The organism is Conyzicola nivalis, assembly GCF_014639655.1.
In the GTDB taxonomy this organism is placed as follows: Bacteria; Actinomycetota; Actinomycetes; order Actinomycetales; family Microbacteriaceae; genus Conyzicola; species Conyzicola nivalis.
The window spans coordinates 653,279-667,416 of sequence record NZ_BMGB01000001.1 but is presented as its reverse complement, the minus strand read 5'-3'; the positions used below and the strand labels follow the sequence as shown (position 1 = coordinate 667,416).

15 protein-coding genes are annotated in these 14,138 nt (G+C 68.7%); 12 read left to right on the top strand and 3 right to left on the bottom strand.

All coding sequences use genetic code 11. The annotated features are described in order from the left end of the window. Positions 1–41: 41 nt before the first annotated feature. Together IEV96_RS03265 and mshC are read left to right on the top strand one after the other, a co-directional pair. A complete protein-coding gene (locus IEV96_RS03265; RefSeq protein WP_188509265.1) occupies positions 42–206 on the top strand; it encodes a hypothetical protein in 165 nt (54 codons plus the stop codon). 54 nt (positions 207–260) lie between these two features. Continuing rightward, positions 261–1,475: a cysteine--1-D-myo-inosityl 2-amino-2-deoxy-alpha-D-glucopyranoside ligase gene (mshC, locus tag IEV96_RS03260; protein WP_188509264.1), complete on the top strand. Its 1,215-nt coding sequence runs from the start codon at positions 261–263 to the stop codon at positions 1,473–1,475. On the opposite strand, the gene IEV96_RS03255 is transcribed toward mshC, so the two are convergent. Next, the gene (locus IEV96_RS03255) at positions 1,476–2,399 is read right to left on the bottom strand and encodes a PAC2 family protein (protein ID WP_188509263.1); all 924 of its coding nucleotides are present in this window, start codon (positions 2,397–2,399) and stop codon (positions 1,476–1,478) included. It lies immediately after the preceding gene. A 76-nt stretch (positions 2,400–2,475) separates the two neighbouring features. On the opposite strand from IEV96_RS03255, the gene IEV96_RS03250 reads away from it, so the two are divergent. From IEV96_RS03250 to lnt, 10 genes are all read left to right on the top strand, one after another. Then, positions 2,476–3,153 carry an HAD family hydrolase gene (locus tag IEV96_RS03250; RefSeq protein WP_188509262.1) on the top strand — a complete coding sequence of 226 codons (678 nt, stop codon included), beginning with the start codon at positions 2,476–2,478 and terminating at the stop codon, positions 3,151–3,153. Then, positions 3,150–4,151, top strand: a complete 1,002-nt coding sequence (locus IEV96_RS03245) for a tRNA (adenine-N1)-methyltransferase (protein ID WP_188509261.1) — start codon at positions 3,150–3,152, stop codon at positions 4,149–4,151. The genes IEV96_RS03250 and IEV96_RS03245 overlap by 4 nt, the downstream gene beginning before the upstream one ends. A 47-nt stretch (positions 4,152–4,198) precedes the next feature. Next, positions 4,199–5,179 carry an FKBP-type peptidyl-prolyl cis-trans isomerase gene (locus tag IEV96_RS03240; protein ID WP_188509260.1) on the top strand — a complete coding sequence of 327 codons (981 nt, stop codon included), beginning with the start codon at positions 4,199–4,201 and terminating at the stop codon, positions 5,177–5,179. 73 nt (positions 5,180–5,252) lie between these two features. After that, positions 5,253–6,242: a helix-turn-helix transcriptional regulator gene (locus IEV96_RS03235; RefSeq protein ID WP_188509259.1), complete on the top strand. Its 990-nt coding sequence runs from the start codon at positions 5,253–5,255 to the stop codon at positions 6,240–6,242. Continuing rightward, positions 6,235–7,227 (top strand): helix-turn-helix transcriptional regulator, encoded by a 993-nt coding sequence (locus IEV96_RS03230; RefSeq protein ID WP_188509258.1) that lies wholly within the window; start codon positions 6,235–6,237, stop codon positions 7,225–7,227. The genes IEV96_RS03235 and IEV96_RS03230 overlap by 8 nt, the downstream gene beginning before the upstream one ends. Beyond that, entirely contained in the window at positions 7,224–7,574 is a 351-nt protein-coding gene (locus IEV96_RS03225) for a hypothetical protein (RefSeq protein WP_188509257.1), read from the top strand. The genes IEV96_RS03230 and IEV96_RS03225 overlap by 4 nt, the downstream gene beginning before the upstream one ends. Further along, positions 7,561–7,776 carry a twin-arginine translocase TatA/TatE family subunit gene (gene tatA, locus IEV96_RS03220; RefSeq protein WP_188509256.1) on the top strand — a complete coding sequence of 72 codons (216 nt, stop codon included), beginning with the start codon at positions 7,561–7,563 and terminating at the stop codon, positions 7,774–7,776. The genes IEV96_RS03225 and tatA overlap by 14 nt, the downstream gene beginning before the upstream one ends. A gap of 59 nt (positions 7,777–7,835) precedes the next feature. Beyond that, positions 7,836–8,591: a twin-arginine translocase subunit TatC gene (gene tatC, locus IEV96_RS03215; protein ID WP_188511104.1), complete on the top strand. Its 756-nt coding sequence runs from the start codon at positions 7,836–7,838 to the stop codon at positions 8,589–8,591. Beyond that, positions 8,588–11,218: a DEAD/DEAH box helicase gene (locus tag IEV96_RS03205; protein ID WP_229733007.1), complete on the top strand. Its 2,631-nt coding sequence runs from the start codon at positions 8,588–8,590 to the stop codon at positions 11,216–11,218. The genes tatC and IEV96_RS03205 overlap by 4 nt, the downstream gene beginning before the upstream one ends. A 9-nt stretch (positions 11,219–11,227) precedes the next feature. Then, positions 11,228–12,790, top strand: a complete 1,563-nt coding sequence (gene lnt, locus IEV96_RS03200; RefSeq protein WP_188509255.1) for an apolipoprotein N-acyltransferase — start codon at positions 11,228–11,230, stop codon at positions 12,788–12,790. A 51-nt stretch (positions 12,791–12,841) separates the two neighbouring features. Here lnt and IEV96_RS03195 read toward each other — a convergent pair whose 3' ends face one another. Next, positions 12,842–13,207 (bottom strand): RNA polymerase-binding protein RbpA, encoded by a 366-nt coding sequence (locus IEV96_RS03195; RefSeq protein WP_188509254.1) that lies wholly within the window; start codon positions 13,205–13,207, stop codon positions 12,842–12,844. Positions 13,208–13,389: 182 nt separating this feature from the next. Beyond that, positions 13,390–14,112: a glycerophosphodiester phosphodiesterase family protein gene (locus tag IEV96_RS03190; RefSeq protein ID WP_229733006.1), complete on the bottom strand. Its 723-nt coding sequence runs from the start codon at positions 14,110–14,112 to the stop codon at positions 13,390–13,392. Between the last annotated feature and the right edge of the window lie 26 nt (positions 14,113–14,138).

Here is a 14,138-nt window from a genome sequence, read left to right as displayed (position 1 = left end):
CCTCGGCTTACTGTTCCAGTGAGACTATCGAGGAGGCCATCATGTCCAACGATATTGACGAGATCGTGTTCGACGCCGACATCGGCTCGGTCAGCGAACCCCGGCTGTACGAGAGCCCCATCCGGTTCGTAACGACCGCCCACCCGTTCAGCGACGCCGATCTGCGCGCGTTCCAGAGTGCGGGTGAGCACACCGGGCTGGATTGACCGCGTCGGCTGCGGGGGGTCGGTTTCCCAGCGACCCCCGCGTAAGCTGACCCAGTGAAATCGTGGACCAGGCCCGTCGTTCCCTCGCTGCCCGGCCGCGCGCCGGTGCCCCGGCTGTTCGACTCGTCGACGCGCACGGTGCGGGCGGCTTCTCCCGCTGAATCCGCCAGCCTCTACGTGTGCGGCATAACGCCGTACGACGCGACGCACCTCGGCCACGCCAACACCTACCTCGCTTTCGATACCCTCGTGCGCCTGTGGACCGACGGCGGCTTCACCGTGCGCTACGCGCAGAACGTGACCGACATCGACGATCCGCTGCTGGAGCGCGCTGCCGCGACCGACGTCGACTGGCGCGCCCTCGCCGCCGAGCAGATCGACCTGTTCCGCGGCGACATGGAGAGCCTCCGCGTCCTGCCGCCGACCGATTTCGTCGCGGTCACCGACGTGATCGCCGAGGTCGCGGAGGGCGTGCGCCAGCTGCTCGACGCCGGAATCGCCTACCGCCTCGACGACGACGTGTACTTCGACAACTCCGCCGCGGCATCCGCGGTCTGGACCCTCGGCGACGAAAGCGGCTTCGACCGCGCCACGATGCTCGCCCTCAGCGCGCAGCGCGGGGGAGACCCCGAACGAGCGGGCAAGCGCGACGCCCTAGACCCGCTGCTCTGGCGCGGCGAACGCGACGGCGAACCGTCGTGGCCGTCACCCGTCGGAGCCGGCCGGCCCGGCTGGCACATCGAGTGTTCGGTCATAGCGCAGCGCTACCTCGACACCCCGATGACGGTGCAGGGCGGCGGTTCCGACCTCGTCTTCCCGCACCACGAGTTCAGCGCCGGTCACGCCGCCGCGCTCACCGGACGCCCGCTCGCGGACCTCTACGCGCACGCCGGCATGGTGGCGTACGACGGCGAGAAGATGAGCAAGTCGCTCGGCAACCTCGTGCTCGTCTCGCGCCTCACCGACGACGGGGTAGACCCGCGGGCCATCCGCCTCGCCCTGCTCGACCGGCACTACCGCGCCGACTGGGAGTGGACGCGGGTCCAGCTCACCGAGGCCCAGTGCCGACTGGGCGAGTGGGAGACCTGGGCCGCGGAAGCGGTCGAGGGTGCGGATGCGACTCTCGTCGACACGCTGCGGTCAGCGCTCGTGAACGACCTCGACACCCCGGCCGCCCTCGCGGCCGTCGACGCACGCGTCGCCTCGGGCGAGCGCGCTACCGCCACCGATGTCGACGCGATCGACGCACTACTGGGTGTGCGCCTGTAGCTAGCTGCCGCCGGCCTTGCCGCCGGAGTCGGGCTTGCCGTCTTCACGGCGCAGGTACTTCTCGAACTCGTGGGCGATCGCTTCGCCGCTCGCCTCGGGGGAGTCCACGGTGTCGCGCGCCTGCTCGAGCTGCTCGATGTAGCTCGTCATGTCGTCGTCGTCGGAGGCCAGCGCGTCGATACCGGTCTCCCAGGCCGCCGCCTCGTCGACGAGGTCGCCGCGGGGGATGACCACGTCGATGATCTCCTCCAGTTTGTCGATCAGCGCGAGTGTGGCCTTGGGGCTGGGTGCGTTGTGTACGTAGTGCGGCACGGACGCCCAGATCGAGAGGGTCGGGATGCCCGCCTTGTCGGCGGCGTCGCCGAGCGCCGAGAGGATTCCGACGGGGCCCTCGTAGGTCGAACGCTCGATGGAGAGCTCGTCGCGCACGCCCGCGTTCTCGCTGCTGACGAACACCGAGATGGGCCGGGTGTGCGGCACGTCGGCGAGCATCGAGCCGAGGAAGACGATCGAGGTGATGCCGTTCGCGTCGATCGACTCGAGGATCTCGGCGACGAAGGTCTTCCAGCCGCGCGAGGGCTCGGTGCCGATGAGCAGGTAGACGTTGGAGCCGTTGTCTCCGGTGACCGCGAGCTCGGCATCCGCCGCGAGGGGAACGAAAGCCGTGGCATCCGGATCCGTGGGTCCGTACATCGTGACACCCGGCCACTCGAGAACGCGGTTGCCGTCGTCGTCGAGCGAGATCGTCGGGCGGTTGAACTGGTAGTCGAAGTAGTCCTCGGGGTCGACGCGCGCGATGGGGGAGAGCTCGAGCTGTTCCTCGAGAGTGCGCACCGCGTTGCTCGCCGCTTCTCCGGCGTCGTTCCAGCCCTCGAAGGCCACGACCAGAAGCCGGCCGCTTGCGAAGCCCGTGTTGTCTGCCATGTCTATAAGAATAGGTCTCTCCGAACCGAACCTTCCGCGTTCTGCCCTCGGCGTAACCTCGGTAGACTCGCCCGTTGTGACTTCTCTACAACCGGCGGCCGTTCTCTGGGACATGGACGGCACGATCGTCGACACGGAACCGTACTGGATGCGTGCGGAAACGCTGCTGGTCGAGTCGTACGGCGGCACGTGGAGCCACGAGGAGGCCCTCTCCCTCGTCGGTCAGAGTCTCTGGCATTCCGCCCGCGTGCTGCGCGCGAAGGGCGTCGACCTGTCGGAGGACGAACTCATCCAGGGCCTCACCGCGAGGGTGATGGACCAGATCCGCGTGGAGATCCCGTGGCGACCCGGCGCCCTCGAGCTGCTCACCGAGCTGCACGAGGCGGGCATCAAGACGGCCCTCGTGACCATGTCGCTGCGCACGCTCGCCGAACTCGTCGTCTCGCTCATGCCGGTTCCCGTGTTCGGGGCGATCGTCTCGGGCGACGACGTCACCCACGGCAAGCCGCACCCCGAGGCCTACCTGCGCGGAGCCGAACTGCTCGGTGTCGACATCGCCGAGTGCGTCGCCCTCGAGGACTCACTGCCGGGACTCGCCTCTGCGGTCGCATCCGGCGCCGTCTCGATCGGCGTGCCCCACATGGTGCCGATCGACGAGGCCGACACCCACACCCTCTGGCCGACCCTCGCCGGCCGCACCCTCAGCCACCTCACCGACGTCTACGTCGCCGCACGACCGGGAACTCAAAAATGACCAACGACACCTTCCGCCGCCAGAGCGGACCCTTCCGCGCCGGCGACCGCGTGCAGCTCACCGGCCCCAAGGGCCGCATGAACACCATCACCCTCGAGGCCGGGGGAGAGTTCCACTCGCACCGCGGCGTGCTCAAGCACGACGAGATCATCGGCCAGCCCGACGCGTCGGTCGTGCTCTCGACCAACGAGGTCGAGTACCTCGCGATGCGCCCGCTGCTCACCGACTTCGTGATGTCGATGCCACGCGGCGCCGCCATCATCTACCCCAAGGACGCGGCCCAGATCCTGGCGCAGGCCGACATCTTCCCCGGCGCCACCGTTGTCGAGGCGGGCGTCGGCTCGGGGGCGCTCTCGCTCTGGCTGCTGCGGGCGATCGGCCCGACCGGCACGCTGCACTCGTTCGAACGGCGCGAGGAGTTCTCCGACGTCGCGCGCGCGAACGTCACCGCTTTCCTCGGCGCGACACCGGAGAACTGGGACATCACGCTCGGCGACCTCGCCGAGACCCTCCCCGAGGTGGCCGAACCCGGCACCGTCGATCGCATCGTGCTCGACATGCTCGCCCCGTGGGAGTGCCTGGATGTCGCGGCCGAGGCCCTCACGCCCGGTGGCGTGATCATCTGCTACATCGCCACCGTGACCCAGTTGTCGCGCGTGTCGGAGGCGCTCCGCCGCACCGGCCAGTTCACCAACCCCGAGTCCAGCGAGACGATGATCCGCGGCTGGCACGTCGAGGGACTCGCCGTGCGCCCCGACCACCGCATGATCGGACACACCGGTTTCCTGCTCACCGCCCGCCGGCTCGCGCCAGGCACGGTGCTGCCCGAGCTCAAGCGTCGCGCGTCGAAGAGCGACTTCAGCGACGAAGACGTAGAAGCCTGGACACCGGGCTCGCTCGGCGAGCGGTCGTCGAGCGACAAGCGCCTGCGCAAGACCGCCCGGCACGCCCAGGCGGTCGCCGACGCGGCGGTCGCGGCCGAAAATTCGACAGAATAGACAAGGGTAAGATCGTCCGGTACCCGGGCACCCAAGAAAGAGGATTCGTGCGCACTCTCACCGCGGCCATCATCACCGTCGGACTGGTGGCTTCACTGTCTGCCTGTGCCCCCGCCAGCTATTCCGACGAGTCCGGCTCGTGCGAGCCGACCGCGAAGTCGGGTGACGCCTCCGCGCTGATCGACGCGACCGGCAAGCCCGGCACCGTTCTCACGCCCGAATTCCCCACGCCGCTCATCACCGACGGCGTCGAGGTCTCGACGATCTCGGCCGGCGACGGCAAGACCGTCTACCCGGGCGAGGTGGCCGACTTCCACGTCACCTTCGTCGACGCCGAGACGGCCGAGGTCATCACCCTCCAGGGTCTCGACGCCGCGTCGATCGTGCGCCGCACCGCCGGCGACACGTCCGACCCGCTCGGCATGATCCTGGAGTGCTCCACCGTCGGCGACCGTCTCGGCGTCACCGCAGAGGTGGGCGAAATCGGACTCTCGACCGACCCGACCGACAAGACCACGGTCGTGCTCATCATCGACGTCGTGCGCAGCTTCATCGGTCGCGCCGACGGCGTCGCCCAGCTCGCGGAGAACGGCATGCCGGCTATCGCGCTCGCGCCGAGCGGCCAGCCCGGCGTCACGATCCCCAACGCCGAAGCGCCCGACGAGACGCAGACCGCGACCACGATCCTCGGCTCCGGCGAGACCGTCGAAGAGGACGACGGCGTCGTGCTGCACCAGACGATCCTGTCGTGGGAGAGCAAGACGGTTCTCGACTCCACCTGGGTCGTCGGCGACAAGCCCGCCGTTCCCACCACGGTGCTCGCGACCGAAGACGCCACCGGCTCCCGCGCGGGCGTCATCCCCGCCCTCGCCGACGCGCTGATCGGCGCCAAGGTCGGCAGCCAGCTGCTCGTCGTGGTTCCCCCGGGTGACGACAGCTTCGCCGAGGGCGCGACGCTGCCCACCGGCGCCACCGCCACCGACACGCTCGTGTACGTGGTCGACGTGCTCGGCATCCAGAAGGACTAGCGCGGCGGGCTCCAGCCCCTCGCACCACGCAACCACCGACACTGGCCGGGTGTCCTCACCATAGGATCGATTCGTGTCGCTCGAGAATTCCGCCAAGGTACCCGTCGAGGAGAGGCTGTTCAGCCTCGTCCTCGCCCTGCTGGCGACCGAAAACGGCCTGACGAAGACCGAGATCCTGTCGACCGTCCAGGGCTACCGTCAGGACTTCGCGCAGACCGGCGACAACGCCAACCTCGAGCGCAAGTTCGAACGCGACAAGGACGACATCCGCGAGCTCGGCGTGCCGCTCGAGACCGTGCAGTCGCCCGGTGATCCCGGCAACAACCAGAACCTGCGCTACCGCATCCCGCGCGGCGCCTACGAGCTGCCCACCGACATCGCGTTCTCCGCCGAGGAGACGACGTTGCTGAACCTGGCCGCGATGGTCTGGCGCGAAGGCTCGCTCTCGGCCGAATCGCGGCGGGCCCTGCTGAAGCTGCGGTCGCTCGGCGTGACCGCCGACGAACCCGTGCTCGGCTACGCGCCGCGCGTGCGGGTGCGCGACGCCGCCTTCGAGACGCTCAACGCCGCGCTCGGACGCAACGCCTACGTGCGGTTCGCCTACCTCAAGCCGGGGGAGGGGGAGGCGCGTGTGCGCACCGTCGCCCCGCTCGCACTCGTGCAGCACCAGGGCCGCTGGCACCTCTCCGCCGAGGAAGACGGCACGGGCATCCGCAAGACGTTCCTGCTGCGCCGCATCGTCGGCCGGGTCACCATCACCGGCAAGACCTTCCCCGCACCCGACGACGACCAGAGCGCCCGCGCCCTCCGCGAGCTCGAAGAGGTGTGGAACGCGCACACCGCCGTCGTCGAGGTCGAGCCGGGATCCGACGCGAGCACGCGACTGCAGAAGCGGCGGGGAACGGTGGCCGTGGCATCCGAACTGCACCTGCACTTCTCCGACATCAACATCCTCGCCGACGAGCTCGCGGGCTTCGGTCCCGAGGTGCTCGTCACCTCGCCGCCCGAACTGCGCGCCGCGGTTCGCGACCGACTGACCCGAACGGCGGCCGACCATGGCTAGAGTCAAGAAGCCCAAGGCGATGAACGCCCAGGAGAAACTAACTTTCCTGCTGTCGCTCGTGCCGTTCCTCATCGAGCGTGAGCGGGTGAGCGTCGCCGAGGTCGCGGAACACTTCGGGGTGGATGCGGAGCAGATCCGAGAGGCGGTGCGCCTCATCGCCGTGTCCGGTGTTCCCGGCGAGACCAGCACCTACCAGTACGAAGACCTCTTCGACATCGCGTGGGACGACTTCGAAGACAACGACCAGATCGTGCTCACCAACCAGGTGGCGCTCGACGACTCGCCCCGGTTCTCGGCGCGCGAAGCCGCCGCGCTCATCGCCGGGCTCCAGTACCTGTCGGCGCTGCCCGAGAACGCCGACCGCACGGCCGTCGCCTCGCTCATGACCAAGCTGTCCCGGGGCGCCTCCGCCCAGCCGAGCCAGCTCGCCGTCGAAGACACCGGCAGCGACGCGACCCTGGCGCTCATCCGCCAGTCGGTCACCGCCGGCACCCAGCTCGAGTTCGACTACCTGGGCGCCCGCGGCACGCGCGAGCGTCGTCGAGTCGACCCGCTGCGCGTCGAATCGATGGACGCCGACTGGTACCTGCGCGGCTGGGACCACCTGCGCGAGGCCGTGCGCACGTTCCGGCTCGACCGCATCTCCAACCCGCGTGTGAGCGAACAGCCGATCAGCCACAGCGCGGGCGACGTGGTCCTTCCCGACACCCTGTTCGAGAGCTCGGCCGAAGACCTCGTGGTCACCGTCGAGGTCACCAACTCGGCCGCGGCGCTTCTCGCCGACTACATTCCCGACGGTGCCGCCCGCGAACAGCTCGAGGGGCGCGTGCGCACGACCGTGCGCGTCTCGCACTACCACGGGCTCAAGCGGCTGATGGCGGGTATGTCGGGCGTCGCCACCGTCGTCGAACCGGCCGAGGCCAGGCGCGTGGTCGCAGAGTGGGCCGCGGCCGGCGCCGCGCGCTACGACGGGGACGCATCGTGATCCCGTGGTGGGGCTGGCTGCTCATCTGGTCGGGGCTCGTGATCGCGCTGCTCGCCGTGGTCGCGCTGCTCGGCTGGCGGTTGGTCAAACGGTTCTTCGCACTGCTCGACGATGTCTTCGTGGTCACCGAGAAGCTGTCGATCCTCGACGGCGTCGCGGCCGAGACCGAGGCCCGGCCAATGAACGCGATCCTGCGCGAGGGCGACGAGGTGCGGGCCACCACCGGTGCGCGCATGGCTCGACGGGCCGAACGTAAGCACGCTCGCAGGCAAGCCCGCATCCAAAGGGGTAAAATGCTTACAACCGCAACAATCGACCTGAAGGAGTGGCCACATGAGCCTCGCTAATCTCGGCAGCCACTGGTGGGTCATCCTGATCATCGTTGTGCTGCTGTTCGGTGCACCCAAGCTTCCCGCGCTCGCGAAGAGCATGGGGCAGTCGCTGCGCATCTTCAAGAGCGAGATCAAGACCGGCAAAGACGAAGACGCCGCGGCGAAGCCCGCCGACGGAGCACCCGTCGCTCCGGGTGACAACGCACCAAAGTCCTGATTTCCCCCCTTCGGAACGGGCTGATGCCTCCACGTAAGCCCCGCGTCGATGAGCGGCGCATGTCGCTCGGCGCGCACCTTATCGAGTTGCGCAAACGACTGACGATCAGCGGCATCGCGATCTTCCTGGGCGCCATCGGCGGCTTCATCATCGCCCCCACGCTGTGGGAGGCGCTGAGCGAACCGATCGAGTCGATCGCCGCCTCGCAACGCGCGACCATCAACTACACCGGCATCACCGAGGCGTTCGACACGAACGTGCAGATCGCCTTCCTCGTGGGCATCGTCGGCACGAGCCCGATCTGGCTCTACCAGATCTGGGCGTTCATCGTGCCGGCTCTGCTGCGCAAGGAGCGCCGATACGCGCTCGCGTTCGTGGGCAGCGCCATCCCGCTCTTCCTCGCCGGGGCCGCCCTGGGCGCGATCATCTTCCCGCGAACCGTGACACTGCTGCTCAGCTTCGCCCCCGAAGACTTCTCCACCTTCCTCACCGCGCGCTACTTCCTCGACTTCTTCATCAAGCTCGTGCTCGCCGTGGGCATCGCCTTCGTGCTGCCGGTGTTCCTCGTGCTGTTCAACTTCATCGGCATCCTCTCGGCCAAGGCCGTCCTCAAGGGCTGGCGCATCGCCGTGCTCGGCATCGTGATCTTCACCGCCCTCGCCACCCCGAGCGCCGACATCCTCGCGATGTTTATGCTCGCCATCCCGATGGTGGGCCTCTACTACCTGGCGGCCGGCGTCGCGTGGCTGCACGACCGGGCCGTCGCCAGACGACTCGCCGCACTCGAAACGGATACCGGTGGCCTCCTCGCATGACGACTGAACTGAGCCCCTCCGAGCGTTTCGCCCAGGCCAAGGCGAAGAAGAGCCTGCCGATCCTCGACGCCTTCGCCGACAAGCTGCCCATCGCACTCGACCCGTTCCAGCGCGAGGCGTGCGCGCTCGTCGAGCAGGGCAAGAGCGTGCTCGTCGCCGCGCCCACCGGCGCGGGCAAGACGATCATCGCCGAGTTCGCGATCTTCAAGGCCATGCAGGAGAGCAGGGCCAAGGTCTTCTACACGGCGCCGATGAAGGCGCTGAGCAACCAGAAGTTCCAGGAGCTCGTCGCCGAGTACGGCGCGGAGTCGGTCGGCCTGCTCACCGGCGACACCAACGTCAACTCGCAGGCGCGCATCGTCGTGATGACGACCGAGGTGCTGCGCAACATGCTCTACGCGAGCAGCGACCTGCTCACCAACCTCTCCTACGTCGTTATGGACGAGGTGCACTTCCTCGCCGACAAGTTCCGCGGCGCCGTGTGGGAGGAAGTAATCATCCACCTTCCCCGCTCGGTGCGCATGGTCTCGCTCAGCGCGACCGTCTCCAACGCCGAGGAGTTCGGCGACTGGCTGCAGGCCGTGCGCGGCGACACCGAGGTGATCGTCTCCGAGGAGCGACCCGTGCCGCTCGAACAGCACGTGCTCGTGCGCGGCAAGCTGCTCGACCTCTTCGACGCGGCCGGTGGGCCGAATGAAGCCAGATCGCGGATGCCGGCCGCCGTGTCGACGACCATCGCAGAGCCGGTCGCGATCGCTCCCACCGTGGCCTACGGCGACCGTCCCGCGCGCAACCGCGGCACGAAACAGCACCCGGCCGCCCTGCCCGGGCTCACGACCACGCGCGTCAACCCCGAGCTGGTGCGGCTCTCGCACGGGGGCCCGCGCACGCCGGCCGGCCGCGGCGGGTTCGACGGCGGCGGCAAGCGCCACGAGGGTCGCGGTGGCAAGCAGAACCGCGGCGGCAACGGCGGCAACGGCAACGGCTTCGGCGGAAGCGGCGGGGGAGCCCGCACCGACCGCACCGCCCTCGTCGAACTGCTCGACTCGCGCAACCTGCTGCCGGCCATCTTCTTCGTCTTCAGCCGGGTCGGTTGCGACGCCGCCGTGCAACAGGTCTTGCGCGCCGGTGTGCGCCTCACCCAGAAGCACGAGCGCGACGAGATCCGCGCCATCGTGGAGGAACGCTGCCGCACCCTCCTCGACGAAGACCTCGGCGTGCTCGGCTACTTCGAGTGGCTCGACGGCCTCGAGCGGGGCGTCGCCGCCCACCACGCCGGCATGCTCCCGGCCTTCAAGGAGGTCGTCGAGGAGCTGTTCCGCAAGAAGCTCGTGAAGGTGGTGTTCGCCACCGAGACGCTCGCGCTGGGCATCAACATGCCCGCCCGCACGGTGGTGCTCGAGAAGCTCGAGAAGTTCAACGGCGAGGCGCGCGTGCCGATCACGTCGGGGGAGTTCACCCAGCTCACCGGTCGTGCCGGCCGCCGTGGCATCGACGTCGAGGGCCACTCGGTCATCCAGTGGGCCGACGGTCTCGACCCGCAGGCGGTCGCGTCGCTCGCGTCGCGCCGCACGTACCCGCTCAACTCGAGTTTCAAGCCCACCTACAACATGGCCGTCAACCTCATCGACCAGTTCGGCCGGCAGCGCACGCGCGAGATCCTCGAGTCGAGCTTCGCGCAGTTCCAGGCCGACCGCGCCGTCGTCGACCTCGCCCAGAAGGTGCGCAGCCAGCAGGAGTCGCTCGCCGGCTACCAGAAGTCGATGACGTGCCACCTCGGCGACTTCGCCGAATATTCGACGATCCGCCGCGAGCTGAGCGACCTCGAGAAGAAGGGCGCCGGCCGCAGCGACTACTCGAGTCGCGGCGAACGCGAGAAGCGGCAGAACCAGCTCAATTCGCTCCGCAAGCGCCTCAAGCTGCACCCGTGCCACCTCTGCCCCGACCGCGAGAACCACGCCCGCTGGGCCGAGCGGTACTGGAAGCTCAAGAAGCAGACCGACCAGATCACGGCCGAGATCCGCACGCGCACGGGCGCCGTCGCCAAAGTGTTCGACCGGGTCACCGATGTGCTGACGATTCTGGGCTACCTCGAGTCGGACGCGAACGGCCGGGTCGTGCTCGCGCCCGCGGGCCGGATGCTGCGTCGCATCTACGGTGAACGCGACCTGCTGGTCGCGGAGTCGCTGCGACTCGGACTGTGGAACAACCTCGACGCGCCCTCGCTCGCGGCCATGGCCGCGGCCCTCATCTACGAACCCCGCCGCGACGAGGGCCAGGCCGACGAGCGCAACCTGCCGCACGGTCCGTTCCGCGCCGCGTTCGACGCCACCGGCGACCTGTGGAGCAACCTCGACGACCTCGAGCGCGACAAGCGTCTACCCGGAAGCAACCCGCTCGCCACTGGCCTGTGCCTCGGCATGTACCAGTGGGCCAAGGGCGGCCGCCTCGACAACGTGCTCAGGGAGACCGACCTCGCGGCGGGCGACTTCGTGCGCTGGACTAAGCAGACGATCGACCTCCTCGACCAGCTCTCGGTCGTCGCCGATTCGCCCGTCGGTGCCACCGCGCGTAAGGCTCTCGACGCGATCCGACGCGGAATCGTCGCTTACAGTTCCGTCGCCTAGGCTTCATCCGTGCATCCACCAGCCCGTCGCGCGCTACCCCTGTGGGCGGCGCTCCTCGTAGCGCTCGCGGCCGGTCCGATCCTCGACGCGGGCTTCCCCGACCGGGGCTGGTGGCCCGCCACCTTCGTCGGTATCGGGCTCGTGCTCGCCGCCGCCATCGGCCGCAGCGGATGGGGGAGCTTCCTCGTCGGCTTCGTGGCCAGCATGTCGTTCTACCTCATCCACATCGAATGGGCCTCGCTCTTCCTCGGCCTGGTGCCCATGGTCGCGCTGTCCACCCTCGAGTCCCTGTTTTTCGCGGTGGGCACGGTCGGCATCACGCTGGCCTACCGCTGGGTCCCTCGCGTCTGGCGCGGCACGTGGGCCCGCCTGCTCTTCCTCCCGCTCGTCGTCGCCGGCCTGTGGACCGCGCGGGAGGCCATCGCCAGTGTGTGGCCGTACGGCGGATTCGCCTGGGGACGCGTCGCCCTTTCCCAGTCGGAGAGCCCGTTCGCCGCGCTCTTCGGCTGGGTGGGTGTCTCCGGCGTCAGCTTCGTGATGGTGTACCTCGTAGCCGTGGTCGTGGAGTGCCTGCGCCTGCGCACTGCCGACCGGCTCGTGCGGGCCACCGTCGCTGTGGGGCTGGCCGCCGTCATCCTCGCCGTCCCGGCCTTCCCCGTGCTGACCGACGGCACCATGCGCGTCGCGGCCGTGCAGGGCAACGGCAAGGCCGGCTACTTCGACGAGCGGCAGTCGGGCGACCTGCTCGACGCCCAGGTCGACGCCACCCTGCCCGTCATCGAAGAGAACGACGAGAGCGACGAGAAGGTCGACGTGGTCGTCTGGCCGGAGGGCGGCTCCGACTCCAGCCCGCTCGACGACGCCTACACGGCGAAGGTCTTCGACTACGTCAGCCGCGAGATGGATGCGCCCTTCGTTTCCTGGGCCGTCACCACCCGCGCGGGAGACGACGGTGCCCCCGACACCTACTACAACACCTCGATGCTCTGGCAGGCCGGCAGGGGACAGCTCGACTACTACGACAAGAAGCACCCGGTGCCGTTCGGCGAGTACGTGCCCGACCGCGCGTTCTGGCGTCCGTTCGCCCCCGACCTCATCGACCTCGTCGGCCGCGAGTACACGCCGGGCACGACCGACACGGTGTTCGACATCGACGGGGTGATCGCCGCCGTGAACATCTGCTTCGATATCGTCGACGACCAGATCCTCACCGACTCGGTCGAAGAGGGTGCCCGCATCATCTTCGCCCAGTCGAACACGGCCGACTTCGGCCGCAGCGACGAGAGCGTGCAGCAGCTCGCCATCGCCCGGGTGCGCGCGATCGAGCTGGGGCGCAGCGTCGTCAACGTCTCGACCGTCGGCACGAGCGCGATCATCGCGCCCGACGGTTCGACGATCGACCAGCTGCCGACGTTTACCGCCGCGGCCATGGTCGACGACGTGCCGCTCTCGAGCGTCACCACGCCCGCCGTGCTGCTGGGCCGCCAGGTCGAGTGGCTCGTCAGCGGCATCGGCATGCTCGGAGTCGTGCTCGCCGGCCTACTCCTGCGGGGCCCTCGCAAGCGCGCTTAACGAACGAACGGCCAGCCCGAAGGCTGGCCGTCCGTGGAGCTGATCCGACGCCTAGGCGCCGATCTTCTGCTGTCCGCGACGTGCGCGGAGGAAGTCGAGGCGCTCCTGGAGAAGCTCCTCGAGTTCGGGGCGGGTGCGACGCTCGAGGAGCATGTCCCAGTGGCTGCGGGGAATCTTCGTCTCCACGGCCTCCGAGATGACGGCTACGCCCTCGTCGTCGAGCAGTACGCCCTCCATGCCGCTCTTCGCCGACTCCCATACCCCGGGAACCTCGGCATCTGCGGCGAACACCATTTCGAAGGTCTCCCCGTCGGCAGTGCGGTAAACGCTCTTCTTTCGCGGCGAGAACTCAACGCCTACTTCGCTCTGCAGGCTCTGGGTTCCGAGCCTCATGCCGCGCAAACTACGGTCTGCCATTGTGTGGCCTCCTCTAGAAAAAACTTCACACGAGACGAAATTGCACTCTCGCGATACATACGAATTAATAAACCCGCAAGCTGTACGTAACCTTCCAAGAGCACCTCGAATGAGGGTCTTTCACAGGAACGTCACAGCTTCACAGAGCGGTCGAAAGCGGGCGCGAAACGCCGCGATTCGCCCTACTGCGCGCGAGTGGTCAGGACGCCGAGTGCGATGTCGGCGCGATCCGTGACGATGCCGTCTACCCCGAGATCGAGGAGCCGGTGCATAGCCGGAGCGTCGTTGACGGTCCAGACGTGCACCTCGACCTTAGCGGAGTGCAGCAGCCGAATCATCCGATCGGTCACTATCCGGACCCCGGCGTGTTGTTCGGGTATCTGCACCGCGTCGATGCCGCGCAGGACACGGCGCAGCAGGGGAGCGGCGTGCAGACGGCCGGCCGCGAAGGCCGCCGCGAACAGGAGAGATGATGCGGATGTCGCGACGCCCGGCAATTGGCGCACGGCGGCGCGGCGCCGCTTCTCACTGAAGGACGTGACCAGCACCCGGTCGACGGCCTTCGCGTCGAGGATGGCGGCGACCGTGGGCGCCACCGCGGCGGCGCTCTTCAGGTCGATGTTGAAGCGCGTCTCGGGGAAGGCGTCGAGCGCCTCGGCGAGCGAGCAGAACGACTGGCCGTGACCGAGGTCGATCCCGCGCAGCCCGGCCATGGTCATGCCGTCGACGCGGCCGGGGATGCCGGCGACCCGGTCCAGTTCGGGGTCGTGGCTGACGACCGCGACACCGTCTCTCGACGCGTGCACGTCGGTCTCGATGTGCGTCGCGCCGATGCCGATCGCCGCCACGAAGGCGAGCAGGGTGTTCTCGGGAGCCTCGAGCGCGAGGCCCCTGTGGGCGAGCACCCGTGGGGGAGCGGGGGTGAAATAGG

What these genes read in the sequence shown, in the direction of transcription:
- IEV96_RS03265 (WP_188509265.1), top strand. Translation starts at nt 42, where the DNA reads ATGTCCAACGATATTGACGAGATCGTGTTCGACGCCGACATCGGCTCG.
- IEV96_RS03255 (WP_188509263.1), bottom strand. Translation starts at nt 2,399, where the DNA reads ATGGCAGACAACACGGGCTTCGCAAGCGGCCGGCTTCTGGTCGTGGCC.
- IEV96_RS03245 (WP_188509261.1), top strand. Translation starts at nt 3,150, where the DNA reads ATGACCAACGACACCTTCCGCCGCCAGAGCGGACCCTTCCGCGCCGGC.
- IEV96_RS03230 (WP_188509258.1), top strand. Translation starts at nt 6,235, where the DNA reads ATGGCTAGAGTCAAGAAGCCCAAGGCGATGAACGCCCAGGAGAAACTA.
- tatA (WP_188509256.1), top strand. Translation starts at nt 7,561, where the DNA reads ATGAGCCTCGCTAATCTCGGCAGCCACTGGTGGGTCATCCTGATCATC.
- tatC (WP_188511104.1), top strand. Translation starts at nt 7,836, where the DNA reads ATGTCGCTCGGCGCGCACCTTATCGAGTTGCGCAAACGACTGACGATC.
- IEV96_RS03205 (WP_229733007.1), top strand. Translation starts at nt 8,588, where the DNA reads ATGACGACTGAACTGAGCCCCTCCGAGCGTTTCGCCCAGGCCAAGGCG.
- IEV96_RS03195 (WP_188509254.1), bottom strand. Translation starts at nt 13,207, where the DNA reads ATGGCAGACCGTAGTTTGCGCGGCATGAGGCTCGGAACCCAGAGCCTG.